Genomic DNA, 14,398 nt, shown 5'->3' with positions numbered 1-14,398 from the left:
ACGATATATAGGCCGTGATTTCCCGGAAATTGTGGTTTTGCCCACGTCCCGCGCCACCGGAGCGGACGAACAGAAGGATTATATCTAATGGCCACCCAGCTTCTTATGCCGAAGGCAACGGCCGTTTGGCTTGTCGATAATACGGCACTGTCTTTTGACCAGATTGCCGCTTTCTGCAAGCTGCATCCGCTGGAAGTGAAGGCTATTGCCGACGGTGAAGCCTCTCAGGGCATCAAGGGTCTGGACCCGGTCATTACGGGTCAGATTTCGCGCGAAGAGATCGCGAAGGGTGAAAAGGACCCGTATTATCGCCTGAAGCTTTCCGAGCCGAAGGTTCGTGTTCCGGAAGCCAAGCGCAAGGGCCCGCGTTACACGCCGCTTTCCAAGCGGCAGGATCGCCCGAATGCGATTCTCTGGCTGGTGCGTAATCATCCGGAACTGAAGGATGCGCAGATTTCCCGCCTGATCGGTACGACCAAGTCGACCATCGAGCAGATCCGCAACCGCACGCACTGGAACTCGGCAAATCTGACGGCGATGGACCCTGTTACACTCGGCCTTTGCTCGCAGATCGATCTCGACATCGAAGTCGAACGCGCCTCGCGCAACCGTCCGGCAGCGCCGGAATCGGATAGCACGTTGCTGCCAGCTTCCGCGACCGAGAATTTCGACTATCGTGATGAGCAGCCTGCCGAGGAAGAACTCGACGCGGACAAGGTTTTCGCCAAACTCTCTTCGCTCAAGAGCTCAACCCCGGACGAAGACGAAGAAGAATAGTCGGGACGAGAAATCACTTTACCGAAATGCAAAAAAGCCCAGCTGATCAAGCTGGGCTTTTTGTTGGCTCAAGCTGCTTTCTCACTTGCGGGAACGGGCGTCGTGGCAATCCAGTCTTTCAGGACACCCACATAACGGCCGGCCGCATGCTCAAGCGCTTCGGTTGAAAGCTTGTCGGCGGCGTAGAGCACAAACGGGTTCGCCCAGCCCAATCCGCAGCGGTTCGCTGTTGCCCGTAGCGGCGCGAACAGATCGATCATCGGAAACATATTGCGCCCGCCTTCGCGATAGGCTTCAGGAACATTTCCCGCTGTCGCAGCAATCATGAGTGGTGTGCCTTCGAGTTTGTGCCCCTCTTGCTCATAAGCAACGTAGAACATGCGCGTCAGCACGGCGTCCTGCCATGCCTTCAGAAGCGGGGGTGTGGAATACCACTGGACCGGAAACTGCAGGACGATGCGATCCGCAGACAGAAGACGCTTCGCTTCATGCTCGCCATCCCGGAAAAAATCAATTCCTTTGGGGTGGGCGGCCTGCATGTCGACGATTTCCACGCCGGGCAATTGTGCAGCCGCTGCAGCAAGTGCGGCATTGGCGTGGGATTTGGCCAGATCAGGGTGGAAAAGTAAAATCAGGGTCTTGGTCATTGCCGTCTCCTTCGGGTTGAAAGGATGATGCGGCTCATAATGAAATTATTCCAATTTATTATCGGTATAGTCTATTATTGATTTAATGAATTTACGTTCCCTTGATCTCAATCTTCTGGTCATACTGGATGCTCTTCTGGATGAAGCGCATGTGAGCAGGGCTGCGGATCGGCTCAATTTGACCCAGCCCGCTGTATCGAATGCTCTGCAGCGCTGCCGTGCCTTGTTCAACGATCAGCTTCTAGAGCGCGGACGCGGGACGATGCGGCGCACACCGAAAGCGGAAACTTTGCGGGCTCCCTTGAAAACTCTGCTGGCAGGGGTGGTCGATCTGGTCAATCCGCCCGAACTGCCCCTTGCATCGCTGCGACAGACGGTACGCATCTGCATGGCGGATTATCCGGCTATCTTTGTCATAAAACCTCTATTGAAGGCGCTTGCCCACACCGCGCCGGGGATCAACATCATCGTCCAACCCTGGATGGGGGCGGTCGCAGCGCGCGAAGCACTGGTGACAGGCGAAAGCGATCTTGCTCTTTCTGTCTTCCCTGAAACCGACGACGAGCTTCAGCGAAAACTGTTACTGGAGGAAAACTACATTATCGCCATGCGGCGGGATCATCCGGCAGCAAAGGCATTTTCACTGGAGAGCTGGCTCGATTATCCGCATGTTCTTGTTTCGGGACGCGGTGATAACAGCAGCCCTGTCGACGGTGCTCTGGCGGAACGGGGATTGAGCCGCCGGGTGGGTGTGGTTGTACCGAACTTCGGCATGGTGCCCGAATTGCTGGTCAGTACCGATATGATCGCCATGCTGCCATCGCACTGTATGTCCGAGGATATGTCTGCTCTGGTCGCTTTCACGCCTCCGGTCCCTATTGCGGGTTTTTCCTTGCACATCGCTTGGCACAGGCGGCGTCAGGAAGATCAAGGCTTGCAATATGTCATAAGTCAGCTGGTCGCTATCATGGCTGAAAAGGAGAACCGGCCCGACATGCCTGTGTGAACAGATTGCCGGACCGGCTCAAGCGGCCATCTTGGGAGTATTGTCGGAGCAGTCAATCTTTGAAGGCGTTGTATTCGCTCAATTCCATGAGGCGGTAGAAATCGGCCAGTGTCTTGCCGCGTTCGGCCCGGAAGAGGCGGCCTGCATCGCTTGCTTCCACGATCCGGTCCGTGCGGAATGTACGGAAAGCATTGCGCAATTCGCACCAGCCGATAACCGTCCAGACCTTGCCCCAGAACCAAAGGCCGAGCGGGCGAATATTACGCTCGCTTTCACGCGATTCCAGATCACGATAGCGGATATTGAGGACATTTCCCTGATCGACGGCGCGTTCCACCGCGTCGATGATGCGGCGTTCATCCATGCTGATGCGGGCCGTGGGTGCATGAATCTGGGTGCTGGTGATACGGGCGCGCTCTTCCTTGGGCAGGACGGCTTCGATCTTGACCAGAGCCTCTTCCGCGCCACGCGCCATAGAAACGCCTCCCCAGGCGCGGATGAGGCGTGCGCCAGCAACAAGAGCAACAATTTCATCACGTGTGAACATGAGCGGCGGGAGTTCGAAACCCTGCCGCAGGATATAGCCGACACCGGCTTCACCATCGATGGGAACGCCTGTCGACTGCAGATCGGAAATGTCGCGATAGATGGTGCGTTCGGAGACTTCCAGCCGTTCGGCCAGCTGGCGCGCGGTGACAAGCCTGCCACCGCGCAGGTGCTGAACAATCTGGAAAAGGCGGTCTGCCCGGCGCATTCCGTTTTATTCTCCGTTGCAGTACTTGGTGTTGCGCTGCTCCAGATAGCGGTCCGGCCAGCCCAAATCCTTGCGCAAATCGTTCGGTAGTCGACCGATCACTCGCTCGGTGCGAATGAAACGGCGTCGCTCGTCATATCTGCGCCTGTATTCCTTCAAAACTGCGATCAATGGTGCGATTGCGAGTGCCATGGTGAATCTCCCTCATCCTTGGATACGCAGTATCGCACACCCCTCCTGACAGCTTTCTGTCAGGAGCAAGTCTGACTTCATTATCTTCCAAATATAGCGGGGCTGCAACGTCACGCTTTGTAGCGTGGTGCTGCCGTATAGCTCAGAGGCAGGCGTCCGCCATCTGCATAGATGGTCTGACCTGTTACATAGCTTGCATCCCGCGATGCCAGAAACGATGCGATCGAAGCAATTTCAGAGGCTTGGCCTATGCGACCGAGTGGTGTTCTGGAAAGAACCCTGTTTCGGGCATCGACATCTGTGTTCACGGCGGAAAGCATATCAGTCTCGATGGAACCGGGGCCGATTGCATTGACGCGAATCCCCCAACGGGCGAGCGCTACTGCCATGGTACGTGTCAGTTGGTTCAATCCGCCCTTGGAAACGGAATAGGCGAGCTGCTCCGGCAAACCGAAGATTGCGTTGATCGACGACATGTTGATGATCGTGCCTGGATCGCCACCCGATTCGACCCTCTCGACCATGCGTCTGGCTACTGCCTGCCCGCACAGAAAAGCACCTTTGAGATTGACCCGCATGACGCGGTCAAAATCCTCTTCCTTGAGGTCGAGGAAATCTGCCTGATGGACGATCCCGGCATTGTTAATGAGAATATCGATCTCACCCAGATTGGTGACGGCGAAGGTCAGGAGATTGTGGACATCGAGCTTGTCACCCACATCCGCCGCCATATGGCGAACCGGGCCGAATTGCTCCAGATCCTTGGCTGCGCGCATGGCTGCAGCGTTGTCGATGTCGGATAGGACTACGCTTGCGCCATCCATCAGGAAGCGCTTTGCTATGGCATAGCCAATACCGCGGGCAGCGCCGGTGACGATTGCCACCTTGCCTTCTAATTGCATGATCAATCTCCAATTTGCATGGAGAGTGGACCGGCGAAAACCGCCGGTCAATAGCGCCAGGATCAGGCGAAGGCGAGGCCGGTGTGGCGCGCGCGTAGAACGGTGCTGATTTCGTCCAGAATAGCCGGGTCATCGATTGTGGCCGGCATCTTCCATTGTTCGCCGTCGGCGATCTTCTGGATGGTTGAGCGCAGAATTTTACCGGATCGCGTCTTGGGCAAGCGCTTTACCGTCAGCGCCAGCCGGAAGGCTGCAACAGGTCCGATAACGTCACGTACCATGCTGACGCATTCTTTTTCGACCTCTTGCGGGTCACGGTCGATGTTGGATTTCAGTACGAGGAAACCGCAGGGCACTTGTCCCTTCATAGGGTCTGAAATGCCAAGCACCGCGCATTCGGCAACATCGGGATGGCTGGAAAGCACTTCCTCCATCGCGCCCGTCGACAGGCGATGGCCAGCGACATTGATGATGTCGTCGGTGCGACTCATGATGTAGAGATAGCCGTCCTCATCCATATAGCCCGCATCGGCAGTTTTATAGTAGCCGGGGAATTCGTTCAGATAGGCCTTGCGGAAGCGCTCGTCGGCGTTCCAGAGCGTTGGCAGGCAACCGGGTGGCAGGGGCAGCTTGATAAGAACATTCCCAAGCTGGCCGCGTTCGACTTCGTGGCCTTCATCGTCCAGCACGCGGATATCGTAACCCGGAAGACAGACAGCGGGCGAGCCGTATTTGGTTTCCAGAAGACCGAGGCCGAGCGGGTTGGCAACCATCGGCCATCCGCTTTCTGTTTGCCACCAGTGATCGATTACCGGGCAGCCCAGCAGCTTCTCGGCCCAATGGATCGTGTCCGGATCGGCACGTTCGCCAGCAAGATAAAGGGCGCGGAACTTTGAAAGGTCGTAGCGACGCACGAAATGTCCGTCGGCATCTTCTTTTTTGATGGCACGTAGCGCGGTCGGTGCGGTGAACATCACTTCGACGCCATGCTCGGCAATAATGCGCCAATAAATGCCCGCATCCGGTGTGCCGACCGGCTTGCCTTCGAACAGGATAGTCGTCGCACCATGGATCAGCGGTGCGTAGACGATATAGGAATGGCCAACTACCCAGCCAACATCGGATGCAGCCCACCATACTTGTCCGGGTTCTACACCGAAAACATTCTTCATGGACCAGGCAAGTGCCACCATGTGTCCGCCATTGTCTCGCACGACGCCTTTCGGCTCGCCGGTCGTGCCGGATGTGTACAGCACATAAAGCGGGTCGGTGGCATCAACCGGCGTGCAGGGGACATGACGGCCGCGCGCGGCATCGACGGCCTCGCGATAGTCGATATCACGCCCTGCCACCGGTTCATGCCGATGCTGCTCACGCTGCAATATGATGCAATGATCGACCTTGTGATGTGCGAGTGAAATCGCCTTATCGAGCATGGCCTGATAGGGCACGATGCGGGTAGGCTCGATACCGCAGGAGCCGGCGATAATCATCACCGGCTTGGCGTCGTCGATGCGGGTTGCGAGTTCATTGGCGGCAAACCCGCCGAAGACAACGGAATGGACGGCACCGATACGCGCTGATGCCAGCATGGCGACAGCCGCTTCGGGAACCATCGGCATATAGATGAGAACGCGGTCGCCCTTCAACACGCCATTGTCGAGCATGACGGCGGAGAGCGCTTCTACTTCTTCCAGCAGTTCGCGATAAGTGAATTTGCGCACCTTATCGGTGACGGGGCTTTCATAGATCAGCGCAACCTGTTCACCACGCCCGTTGGCGACATGGCGGTCGAGGGCGTTGTAACAGGTGTTGCACTTTGCACCCTTGAACCAGCGACCATAGACACCTTCGTCACCCGCAAAAACCTTAACCCATGGCGTGAACCAGTCGATTGCCTGCGCCGCTTCAGCCCAGAAGCGTTCAGGGTTGGTCTGCCATGCGGCATAGGTTTCGGCATATTTCGAAGTCATGCTCTTCCTCCCAGAAGCGCGCGCAATGTCCACTCTGGTGGGTGGTTATCGCGTCGTGATTAGTCTGCTGACGAAAGCGCAAGATCGACCTGTTCCGGTCCATCTCCTCCATGCGCTTTCATCACCTCCACATGCAGTCTACGCCGCCTGACGGCGACCCGTCCATGAAACTTAAGATGAAGATCGAAGCTTGCCGGTAAAACAGCTGTGCCTGGCCCAGGCGTCTTGCGGCGATGGTCTGTCTGCGTCACAAGGAGGCAGAGAGGTGATTTGTGACAAAAATCCTGCCTGTGCTGCTTGTTCTTCTGATGGGACTGCACATCATCAAACCGCTTGGCCTGCCGGGCCTGAAGCGGCGCGGCGATTTCTGGAAGATCGCAGTCATCGCCATATTGATCATGGCACTGACGGTGGGGGTCCATCTGCACGAAGGCTGAAAAAGCCCGGTTCAGTTGGCCGGGCCCTCTTTTCAAGGCAAGTCAGGCAGCTTTTTCGAGGTCTTTTTTCCAGCCGCCGGTAGCGGCAAGACCGTTCATTTTTGCCCGATGCGCGAAAGCCCGCTGACCGGCAGCGACGTTTGCATCCTTGCCTCCCCAGGCGTCCAGCGCTGCCGCCTGCAGGGCACGGCCATAGGAGAAGGTCATTTTCCATGGCATTTCGAAGCCCGCATTCATCGCGGAAAGATGGGCTGTCGCTTCCTCGCCGGTCTGACCGCCAGAAAGGAAGGCAATGCCGGGCACTGCTGCCGGAACCGTGTTGCGGAAACAACGTACAGTTTTCTCCGCCACTTCCTCGACGGAAGCCTTGCGTGCCTTTTTGCCGTCGATGACCATGTTCGGCTTCAGGATCATACCTTCGAGCTTGACGCGGGCATCGTAAAGTTCCGTAAATACGGTCTTGAGAACCCATTCCGTCACTTCGTAACAACGGTCGATGGTATGATCCCCCGGCTGGCCGTCCATCAATACTTCCGGCTCGACGATGGGGACAATGTTTGCTTCTTGGCAAAGCGCTGCATAGCGGGCGAGCGCCTGCGCATTCTGTTTCACCGCTCCCCATGTGGGCAGGCCATCCGAAATGGAAATCACCGCGCGCCATTTGGCGAAACGTGCACCAAGTGCGTAATATTCGTTGAACCGCTCGCGCAGCCCGTCCAGCCCCTCTGTGATTGTTTCACCTTCGAAGCCTGCTAGCGGCTTCGCGCCCGCATCGACCTTGATACCTGGAATTGCCCCTGCCTTTCGGATGATTTCGACAAGCGCTGTACCGTCCTTGGCCTTTTGCCTTATGGTTTCATCATAGAGAATGACACCTGAAATGTAGTTCTTCATCGCGTCGTCCGAACGGAACAGCATTTCACGATAGTCGCGACGCGATTCCTCCGTCGAGGCGAGATGGATCGAGTCAAAGCGTTTCTTGATGGTGCCTGAGCTTTCGTCGGCGGCGAGAATACCTTTTCCTGCTGCCACCAGTGCAATCGCAATATCTTCAAGACGTTCAGCCATATGCAATGCTCCTTCTATCAAGGCGATGAGGGAGTGTTGGTTAAAACTGTGGCAAGCGCAAGTCGTTGAAACGTTTGAAATATTTTTCAAACGGTTTAGGCCGTCAGATTGATATCGAAGGTTTTTGCCGAAACTCATTTTGATATCCGTGTCTCAAACCCCATGTAAGAAACCAGTGAGGAAACCTCGCCCGTTTTCCGTTGTCCGGATTTGAGGAGGAGATATGCGACGAGCCCTTTTGAGCCTGCCATTTGTTCTGGCCGCATCAATGGTTGCCCTGCCTGTGCTCGATGTTTCGGCTGAGAGCATCAATGCAGGTGGCAGGCGGGCCGAAGTAAATGCCCCGTTTATTGCAATCGTGGTTGCCGAATTCGACACGCCATGGGCGATCGCCTTTCTGCCCGATGGCAGACTTTTATTGACGGAGAAGGGCGGCAAGATTTTCATAGTCACGCAATCGGGTGACAAAACTGCTATCGCTGGTGTGCCGGAAGTCGCCTATGGCGGTCAGAACGGTCTTCTTGACATTGCGCCTGCTCCGGATTTCAAAAAGAGCAAGGCAGTCTATTTCTCCTATAACGAACCGGCGAAGAATGGCAGCAGCGTCGTTCTGGCACGCGCTGTACTGGATGAAGGTGACGGCAAGGCAGCGCTGAAGGACAAGACCACGATCTGGAAACAGGATGCGGCGGCTCGCGGCGGTCAACCGGGCGGCATTATTGCGTTTGCGCCCGATGGTAGGCATCTGTTCTTTTCCGTCGGCGATCGTATGCAGCCCGCAACAGCGCAGGACGATGCGGCTCCAATGGGGAAAATTCTGCGCATGAATCTGGATGGTTCCGTGCCCAAGGATAATCCGCATGCTGATGCGGAAGGTGTGCGGGCGCTGACCTGGTCGACCGGTCATCGCAACCCGTATGGATTGGCCTTCGGTCCCGATGGAAAACTGTGGGAGCATGAGATGGGGCCGCGTGGCGGTGACGAGTTCAATCTCATCAAGCCAGGCCTCAATTACGGCTGGCCGGTGGTCTCCAATGGCGACAATTATAGTGGCAGGCCGATCCCGCGCCATAGCACACGCCCCGAATTCGAACCGCCATTGGTGTACTGGACGCCGGTTATCGCTCCGGCTGGACTTGCTTTTTACGAGGGAGACATGTTCCCCGAATGGCGCGGTTCGGCTTTGATCGGAGGACTTTCGGTCATGTCGCTGGTGCGTGTCGTGATCGACAAGGACGGCAAGGCGGACGAAGCCGAGCGCTTTGAAATGGAAAACCGTATCCGCGATGTTGCTGTCGGTCCCGACGGGGCCATCTGGCTGATCGAGGATGACAGTCCGGGGCGCCTCCTAAGGCTGACACCCAAAACATAAGCCCGGTTGATACCGGGCTTATGTGAACATGATTTATCGCATTACTTCTTTAGCACATCGACGCCGGGGAGGGGCTTGCCTTCCATCCACTCGAGGAAGGCGCCACCTGCGGTCGAGATGTAAGTGAAGTCGTCGGCCACGCCAGCATGGTTCAACGCTGCGACCGTATCGCCGCCGCCGCCGACCGAAACCAGTTTGCCTGCCTTGGTCCGGGCAGCGACATGTTTTGCGGTCTTGACCGTTGCCGCATCGAACGGGCGTAGTTCGAACGCACCGAGCGGACCGTTCCAGACAAGCGTAGCTGCGTCATCAATGGCCGAAGCGATCAGATCGGTCGAAAGCGCTCCGGCATCGAGAATCATACCGTCGCTTGGAACTGCATCGACTCCATAGGTCTTGTTCGGCGTGTCGGCTGCAAAGTGCCAGCCCACGACAGCATCGACCGGCAGGATGATCGCGCATTTGGTGGTTTCGGCCTTGGCCATGATTTCGCGGGCGGTGTGGGCCAGTTCATGTTCGCACAGCGATTTGCCGACATCGTGTCCCTGCGCTGCCAGGAAAGTATTGGCCATGCCGCCGCCAATAACGAGCGCATCGACCTTTTCGATCAGGTTGGACAGAAGATCGAGCTTGGTCGAAACCTTGGCGCCGCCGACGATAGCTACCACCGGGCGAGCCGGATTGCCGAGGCCTTTTTCGAGCGCTTCAAGCTCAGCCTGCATGGCGCGTCCCGCATAGGCGGGCAGGACATGGGCCAGACCTTCGGTCGAGGCATGGGCGCGGTGGGCGGCGGAAAAGGCGTCGTTCACATAAAGATCGCCATTGGCGGCGAGCGCCGCGACGAATTCCGGATCGTTCTTCTCCTCGCCCTTGTGGAAACGGGTGTTTTCCAGAAGCAGGACATCGCCATCCTTCAGCGCGTCGACTGCGGCCTTGGCCTTGTCGCCGATGCTGTCTTCCGCGAAATGCACGCCATGGCCGAGCACCTTGGCGAGCGGCTTCACAACATGCTTCAGCGAATTTTCGTCTGAAGCAACGCCCTTGGGGCGACCGAAATGGGCGAGTAGGATGACTTTTGCGCCCTTCTTCGACAGTTCCGCAATGGTTGGAACGATGCGCTCGATACGGGTCAAGTCGGTGACTTCACCGTTCGCCATCGGTACGTTGAGGTCAACGCGGACTAGTACGCGCTTGGACTTGACGTCGGCATCATCGAGAGTGCGGAAACTCATGATCTTTCTCCCAGAACGGTCTTTCGGGTGCCAGTGGAACAGGGATCGCTCAAACAGGCAGGCGCCGGAAAAGGGTTGGATAATCGGTGACGAGCCCGTCTTCATCGACAGGCAATTCGGCGGTGAAGGGACGGTCGGCTGCTTCGTAGCGATAGCGCCTGCCCTCCTCGATACAGGTATAGCGCTGTTGGTCACGCAGCGGACGGAAATTGTCGAACGGCACGTAAAGCATGTCGAGCTGAACTGTACCGCTTTCCGGCGTGAGGCCAAGGCGGCGGATGGGCAAGGTGTTGGTGAAGGGCGTTCCTGCCAGATCGATATCGATGCAGCCGTCGAATTCGGGCAATGCATCGCCAGCCATCGTGTTCCAGCGACCGTCGCCGTCGGAAACAAGTTCCAGCCGGTGGCCGGATGTGGTTTCGATCAGGAAATGGAGGACATGCCAGGCGCTGTTGCAGTCGATACTGTAGCGCACACCATAGGGTTTGCCTCCTCGGTCGCCAATCACCACGCTTTCGGCACGGATCGTGCGACCGATGAGGCCAATATTGAGATGTTCGAGCCCTTTACCTTCCAGCGGACGCCAGCGCGCAACGGTGGGGAGAAGGGCGCGAAACATGGTCAGAGGCTTAGATCAGCTTGCCGAAGGCGACAGCGGTATCGCCCATACGGCTGGAGAAGCCCCACTCATTGTCGTACCACGACAGGATGCGCACCATGGTGCCTTCCATGACCTTGGTCTGATCCGTGTGGAAGACCGATGAATGGGAGTCATGGTTGAAGTCATGCGAGACAAGCTTCTCGTCGGTGTAGCCGAGAATGCCCTTGAGGCGGCCATTGGCGGCTTCACGGATCGCGTTGTTGACTTCATCGACAGTCGTTTCGCGCTTGGCGATGAAAGTCAGGTCGACAACCGAGACGTTCGGGGTCGGAACGCGGATGGCGACGCCGTCAAGCTTGCCCTTCAGCTCTGGCAGAACAAGACCGACAGCCTTGGCTGCGCCCGTCGAGGTCGGGATCATGGAAAGAGCGGCTGCGCGTGCGCGGTAGAGATCCTTATGCATGGTGTCCAGCGTCGGCTGGTCGCCCGTATAGGAATGGATCGTGGTCATGAAGCCCTTTTCGATGCCGATAGCATCGTTGAGAACCTGAGCCACCGGTGCAAGGCAGTTGGTTGTGCACGAAGCGTTGGAGATGACCAGATGGTCCTTGGTCAGCTTGTCGTGGTTGACGCCATAAACGACGGTGAGGTCGGCGCCATCGGCAGGAGCTGAAACAATCACGCGCTTTGCACCAGCTTCAAGGTGAAGTGCTGCCTTGTCGCGCGAGGTGAAGATGCCGGTGCATTCCAGAGCGATGTCGACGCCTTCTTCCTTCCACGGCAGTTCAGCCGGGTTGCGGACGGCATGAACCTTGATCGGGCCGTAGCCGACGTCGATGGTATCGCCTGCAACCTTTACTTCCTTGGGGAAACGGCCATGAACGCTGTCATAACGCAGAAGATGCGCATTGGTTTCCACCGGGCCAAGGTCATTGATGGCGACGACCTGGATATCGGTGCGGCCCGATTCGACGATGGCGCGAAGGATGTTGCGGCCGATGCGGCCAAAACCGTTAATTGCGACGCGAACTGCCATTTTCTCTCAATCTCCCGATAGGGTACTGCACATGCAGTGCTTCAAAACTCCGCCGGAACGAACAAATCGAACAGGATTCGTTCGACCGAACTGGAATGGAAACTCAAACGCCGGCGTTTTTGCGACGCCGGCGTTCTTAAAATCATGCGGCGTTGAGCTTCTTCTCCGCAGCTTCGGCGGCATGTTCTGCCGTAATGCCGAAATGCTTGTAGAGATCGTTGATCTCGCCCGAAGCGCCGAAGCCCTTCATGCCGATGAAGATGCCGTTTTCGCCGATGAAGCGTTCCCAGCCGAGCGAGATTGCCGCTTCAATGGCAACCTTGACCGGCGCGTCGCCGATGGTCGCCGTCTTGTAGGCGTCGCTCTGCTGTTCGAAAAGCTCAAAGCAAGGAACGGAAACAACACGGGTGGCAATGCCTTTGCCTTCCAGAAGATCGCGGGCCTTGAGCGCGATTTCCACTTCCGAGCCGGTCGCGAAGATCGTCACTTTGGCATCTTTGCTTGCCGCAGCAAGTTCATAGGCGCCGAAAGCCGAAAGGTTTTCGTCGCGATGCTCGGTGCGGACTGTCGGCAGGTTCTGGCGGGTCAAAGCCATCGTCGACGGCGTCTTCTTGGATTGCAGAGCAATCTGCCAGCATTCAGCTGCTTCGACAGCGTCGGCAGGGCGGAACACATTGTGGTTCGGAATGGCGCGCAGGGCGGCAAGCTGTTCGACCGGCTGGTGGGTCGGACCGTCTTCACCAAGACCGATGGAGTCATGGGTCATCACGTAAACGACGCGGATGCCCATCAGCGAGGAAAGACGCATGGCCGGACGGCAATAATCCGAGAAGGTCAGGAAGGTGCCGCCGTAGGGGATGAGGCCCCCATGCAGCGTCATGCCGTTCATGGCTGCCGCCATGCCGTGTTCACGAATACCGTAATGGACGTAACGCTGGCCGTAGTCTTCCGGCGTTATGGCCTTGGTCTGGCTCGTCTTGGTGTTGTTCGAGCCGGTGAGGTCGGCGGAACCGCCAATGGTTTCCGGCACGACGCCGTTGATGACTTCCAGAGCCATTTCGGAAGACTTGCGGGTTGCAACCTTCGGCTTGTCGGCGGAAAGCTTCTTCTTGTATTCGACGATGGCTGCATCGAAGTTGGAAGGCAGGTCGCCACGCATCCGGCGCTCGAATTCAGCGCGGGTGTTCGCGTCAGCGGCAGCGAAACGCTTTTCCCATTCCTGACGCTTTTTGGCGGCATTCAGGCCGGCAACGCGCCAGCCGTCCAGCACTTCTGCCGGGACGACGAAAGGCTCGGCGCTCCAGCCGAGCGACTTGCGGGTTGCTGCGATTTCTTCTGCGCCAAGCGGTGAGCCATGCACCTTGTTGGTGCCAGCCTTGTTCGGTGCACCGAAGCCGATGGTCGTCTTGCAGGCGATGAGTGTCGGCTTTTCGGAAACCTTGGCCAGTTCGATAGCCTTGGCAATCGCATCCTGGTCATGACCGTCGACTGCCATCGTGTTCCAGCCGGAAGCGGCGAAACGGGCGGGCTGATCGGTATTGTCGGAAAGCGTGACCGGGCCGTCGATCGAGATGTTGTTGTCATCCCAGAACACGATCAGCTTGTTCAGCTTCAGATGACCGGCAAGCGCGATAGCTTCCTGGCTGATGCCTTCCATGAGGCAGCCGTCACCGGCAATCACATAGGTGTAGTGGTTGACGAGGCTGTCGCCGAATTGTGCATTGAGGATGCGTTCGGAAAGCGCCATGCCGACGGCATTGGCGATGCCCTGTCCAAGCGGGCCGGTCGTCGTTTCGATACCGGCGGCGTGACCGTATTCCGGATGGCCTGCCGTGCGCGAACCGAGCTGACGGAAATTTTTGATCTCGTCGATGGTGATGTCTTCGTAGCCCGAAAGATAGAGCAGCGAATAGAGCAGCATCGAGCCGTGCCCAGCGGAAAGCACGAAACGGTCGCGATCCGGCCAGTGCGGGTTCTTTGGGTCATGCGAGAGAAAACGGGTATAAAGCGTCGTCGCTATATCGGCTGCGCCCATAGGCAGGCCGGGATGGCCCGAATTGGCCTTCTCTACCGCATCCATGGAGAGGAAGCGGATTGCATTAGCCATCTGGTTTTGTTTGTCGGTATTGGTCATGGTCTCAGCCGTCTTTCCTTGGGAGGGGTTAACGGGGGTTGCGGCGATGCCTTTTGCCTGAGCACGATCCGTATCCAAAACGGCTTTATGCGTTTCGGGATCATGCTCCAGAAGGCATCGGGACACATAGCACCTGCGTATAAGGAGTCAATAAACCGATGACTTTTGAGCAATAAACTGTCCGCGACTAATCGATTGAGTTGTGTGGAAAGCTGTAGAACAATCACTGAAAAGCCGTTTTTGCACCGATAACAGTGCATGAACGTT

15 protein-coding genes are annotated in these 14,398 nt (G+C 57.2%); 5 read left to right on the top strand and 10 right to left on the bottom strand.

The window, feature by feature from the left end; genetic code table 11:
- The first annotated feature begins 87 nt into the window (after positions 1-87).
- Positions 88-777, top strand: a complete 690-nt coding sequence (locus JNC70_RS13575) for a DUF1013 domain-containing protein (protein WP_104753830.1) — start codon at positions 88-90, stop codon at positions 775-777.
- A 68-nt stretch (positions 778-845) separates the two neighbouring features.
- Here the strand turns inward: JNC70_RS13575 and JNC70_RS13570 are convergent, their stop codons facing one another.
- Positions 846-1,424 (bottom strand): NAD(P)H-dependent oxidoreductase, encoded by a 579-nt coding sequence (locus tag JNC70_RS13570; RefSeq protein WP_104753831.1) that lies wholly within the window; start codon positions 1,422-1,424, stop codon positions 846-848.
- Positions 1,425-1,509: 85 nt separating this feature from the next.
- Between JNC70_RS13570 and JNC70_RS13565 the strand changes: the two genes are divergently transcribed.
- Positions 1,510-2,430: a LysR family transcriptional regulator gene (locus JNC70_RS13565; protein WP_104753832.1), complete on the top strand. Its 921-nt coding sequence runs from the start codon at positions 1,510-1,512 to the stop codon at positions 2,428-2,430.
- Between the two features lie 52 nt (positions 2,431-2,482).
- On the opposite strand, the gene JNC70_RS13560 is transcribed toward JNC70_RS13565, so the two are convergent.
- The 4 genes from JNC70_RS13560 to JNC70_RS13545 form a co-directional block, all read right to left on the bottom strand.
- Complete coding sequence (locus tag JNC70_RS13560; RefSeq protein WP_061348010.1) at positions 2,483-3,184, bottom strand: helix-turn-helix transcriptional regulator; 702 nt, start codon at positions 3,182-3,184, stop codon at positions 2,483-2,485.
- A gap of 6 nt (positions 3,185-3,190) precedes the next feature.
- On the bottom strand, positions 3,191-3,376 hold the full coding sequence (locus JNC70_RS13555) for a hypothetical protein (protein ID WP_104753833.1): 186 nt from the start codon (positions 3,374-3,376) through the stop codon (positions 3,191-3,193).
- 110 nt (positions 3,377-3,486) lie between these two features.
- Complete coding sequence (locus JNC70_RS13550) at positions 3,487-4,278, bottom strand: SDR family NAD(P)-dependent oxidoreductase (protein ID WP_104753834.1); 792 nt, start codon at positions 4,276-4,278, stop codon at positions 3,487-3,489.
- Between the two features lie 62 nt (positions 4,279-4,340).
- Positions 4,341-6,251: a propionyl-CoA synthetase gene (locus JNC70_RS13545; protein WP_104753835.1), complete on the bottom strand. Its 1,911-nt coding sequence runs from the start codon at positions 6,249-6,251 to the stop codon at positions 4,341-4,343.
- A gap of 25 nt (positions 6,252-6,276) precedes the next feature.
- Here JNC70_RS13545 and JNC70_RS13540 point away from each other — a divergent pair, with 25 nt between their 5' ends.
- Together JNC70_RS13540 and JNC70_RS13535 are read left to right on the top strand one after the other, a co-directional pair.
- Positions 6,277-6,402, top strand: a complete 126-nt coding sequence (locus tag JNC70_RS13540; protein WP_282959544.1) for a hypothetical protein — start codon at positions 6,277-6,279, stop codon at positions 6,400-6,402.
- 121 nt (positions 6,403-6,523) lie between these two features.
- Positions 6,524-6,688: a hypothetical protein gene (locus tag JNC70_RS13535; protein ID WP_167393998.1), complete on the top strand. Its 165-nt coding sequence runs from the start codon at positions 6,524-6,526 to the stop codon at positions 6,686-6,688.
- Between the two features lie 42 nt (positions 6,689-6,730).
- Here JNC70_RS13535 and JNC70_RS13530 read toward each other — a convergent pair whose 3' ends face one another.
- Entirely contained in the window at positions 6,731-7,756 is a 1,026-nt protein-coding gene (locus JNC70_RS13530; RefSeq protein WP_104753836.1) for a class I fructose-bisphosphate aldolase, read from the bottom strand.
- A 223-nt stretch (positions 7,757-7,979) separates the two neighbouring features.
- Here JNC70_RS13530 and JNC70_RS13525 point away from each other — a divergent pair, with 223 nt between their 5' ends.
- Positions 7,980-9,128 (top strand): PQQ-dependent sugar dehydrogenase, encoded by a 1,149-nt coding sequence (locus JNC70_RS13525; RefSeq protein ID WP_104753837.1) that lies wholly within the window; start codon positions 7,980-7,982, stop codon positions 9,126-9,128.
- Between the two features lie 41 nt (positions 9,129-9,169).
- Here the strand turns inward: JNC70_RS13525 and JNC70_RS13520 are convergent, their stop codons facing one another.
- The 4 genes from JNC70_RS13520 to tkt all read right to left on the bottom strand — a co-directional run bounded on the left by JNC70_RS13520 (position 9,170) and on the right by tkt (position 14,131).
- Positions 9,170-10,360: a phosphoglycerate kinase gene (locus JNC70_RS13520; RefSeq protein WP_104753838.1), complete on the bottom strand. Its 1,191-nt coding sequence runs from the start codon at positions 10,358-10,360 to the stop codon at positions 9,170-9,172.
- Between the two features lie 49 nt (positions 10,361-10,409).
- Positions 10,410-10,979, bottom strand: coding sequence for a putative glycolipid-binding domain-containing protein (locus JNC70_RS13515; RefSeq protein WP_104753839.1), 570 nt, complete (start codon positions 10,977-10,979; stop codon positions 10,410-10,412).
- Positions 10,980-10,989: 10 nt separating this feature from the next.
- The gene (gene gap, locus JNC70_RS13510; RefSeq protein WP_104753840.1) at positions 10,990-11,997 is read right to left on the bottom strand and encodes a type I glyceraldehyde-3-phosphate dehydrogenase; all 1,008 of its coding nucleotides are present in this window, start codon (positions 11,995-11,997) and stop codon (positions 10,990-10,992) included.
- Between the two features lie 142 nt (positions 11,998-12,139).
- Positions 12,140-14,131, bottom strand: a complete 1,992-nt coding sequence (tkt, locus tag JNC70_RS13505; RefSeq protein WP_104753841.1) for a transketolase — start codon at positions 14,129-14,131, stop codon at positions 12,140-12,142.
- Positions 14,132-14,398: the final 267 nt, after the last annotated feature.

Origin of the sequence: Brucella oryzae (genome assembly GCF_041929965.1) — a bacterium.
In the GTDB taxonomy this organism is placed as follows: domain Bacteria; phylum Pseudomonadota; class Alphaproteobacteria; order Rhizobiales; family Rhizobiaceae; genus Brucella; species Brucella oryzae.
The sequence above is the reverse complement of the archived record's forward strand: the minus strand, read 5'-3'. Positions and strand labels throughout refer to the sequence as shown.

Bases quoted from the DNA above. Each gene is read 5' to 3' on its own strand.
- JNC70_RS13575 (WP_104753830.1), top strand. From the start codon at position 88: ATGGCCACCCAGCTTCTTATGCCGAAGGCAACGGCCGTTTGGCTTGTC.
- JNC70_RS13570 (WP_104753831.1), bottom strand. From the start codon at position 1,424: ATGACCAAGACCCTGATTTTACTTTTCCACCCTGATCTGGCCAAATCC.
- JNC70_RS13565 (WP_104753832.1), top strand. From the start codon at position 1,510: ATGAATTTACGTTCCCTTGATCTCAATCTTCTGGTCATACTGGATGCT.
- JNC70_RS13560 (WP_061348010.1), bottom strand. From the start codon at position 3,184: ATGCGCCGGGCAGACCGCCTTTTCCAGATTGTTCAGCACCTGCGCGGT.
- JNC70_RS13555 (WP_104753833.1), bottom strand. From the start codon at position 3,376: ATGGCACTCGCAATCGCACCATTGATCGCAGTTTTGAAGGAATACAGG.
- JNC70_RS13550 (WP_104753834.1), bottom strand. From the start codon at position 4,278: ATGCAATTAGAAGGCAAGGTGGCAATCGTCACCGGCGCTGCCCGCGGT.
- JNC70_RS13545 (WP_104753835.1), bottom strand. From the start codon at position 6,251: ATGACTTCGAAATATGCCGAAACCTATGCCGCATGGCAGACCAACCCT.
- JNC70_RS13540 (WP_282959544.1), top strand. From the start codon at position 6,277: ATGTCCACTCTGGTGGGTGGTTATCGCGTCGTGATTAGTCTGCTGACG.
- JNC70_RS13530 (WP_104753836.1), bottom strand. From the start codon at position 7,756: ATGGCTGAACGTCTTGAAGATATTGCGATTGCACTGGTGGCAGCAGGA.
- JNC70_RS13525 (WP_104753837.1), top strand. From the start codon at position 7,980: ATGCGACGAGCCCTTTTGAGCCTGCCATTTGTTCTGGCCGCATCAATG.
- JNC70_RS13520 (WP_104753838.1), bottom strand. From the start codon at position 10,360: ATGAGTTTCCGCACTCTCGATGATGCCGACGTCAAGTCCAAGCGCGTA.
- JNC70_RS13515 (WP_104753839.1), bottom strand. From the start codon at position 10,979: ATGTTTCGCGCCCTTCTCCCCACCGTTGCGCGCTGGCGTCCGCTGGAA.
- gap (WP_104753840.1), bottom strand. From the start codon at position 11,997: ATGGCAGTTCGCGTCGCAATTAACGGTTTTGGCCGCATCGGCCGCAAC.
- tkt (WP_104753841.1), bottom strand. From the start codon at position 14,131: ATGACCAATACCGACAAACAAAACCAGATGGCTAATGCAATCCGCTTC.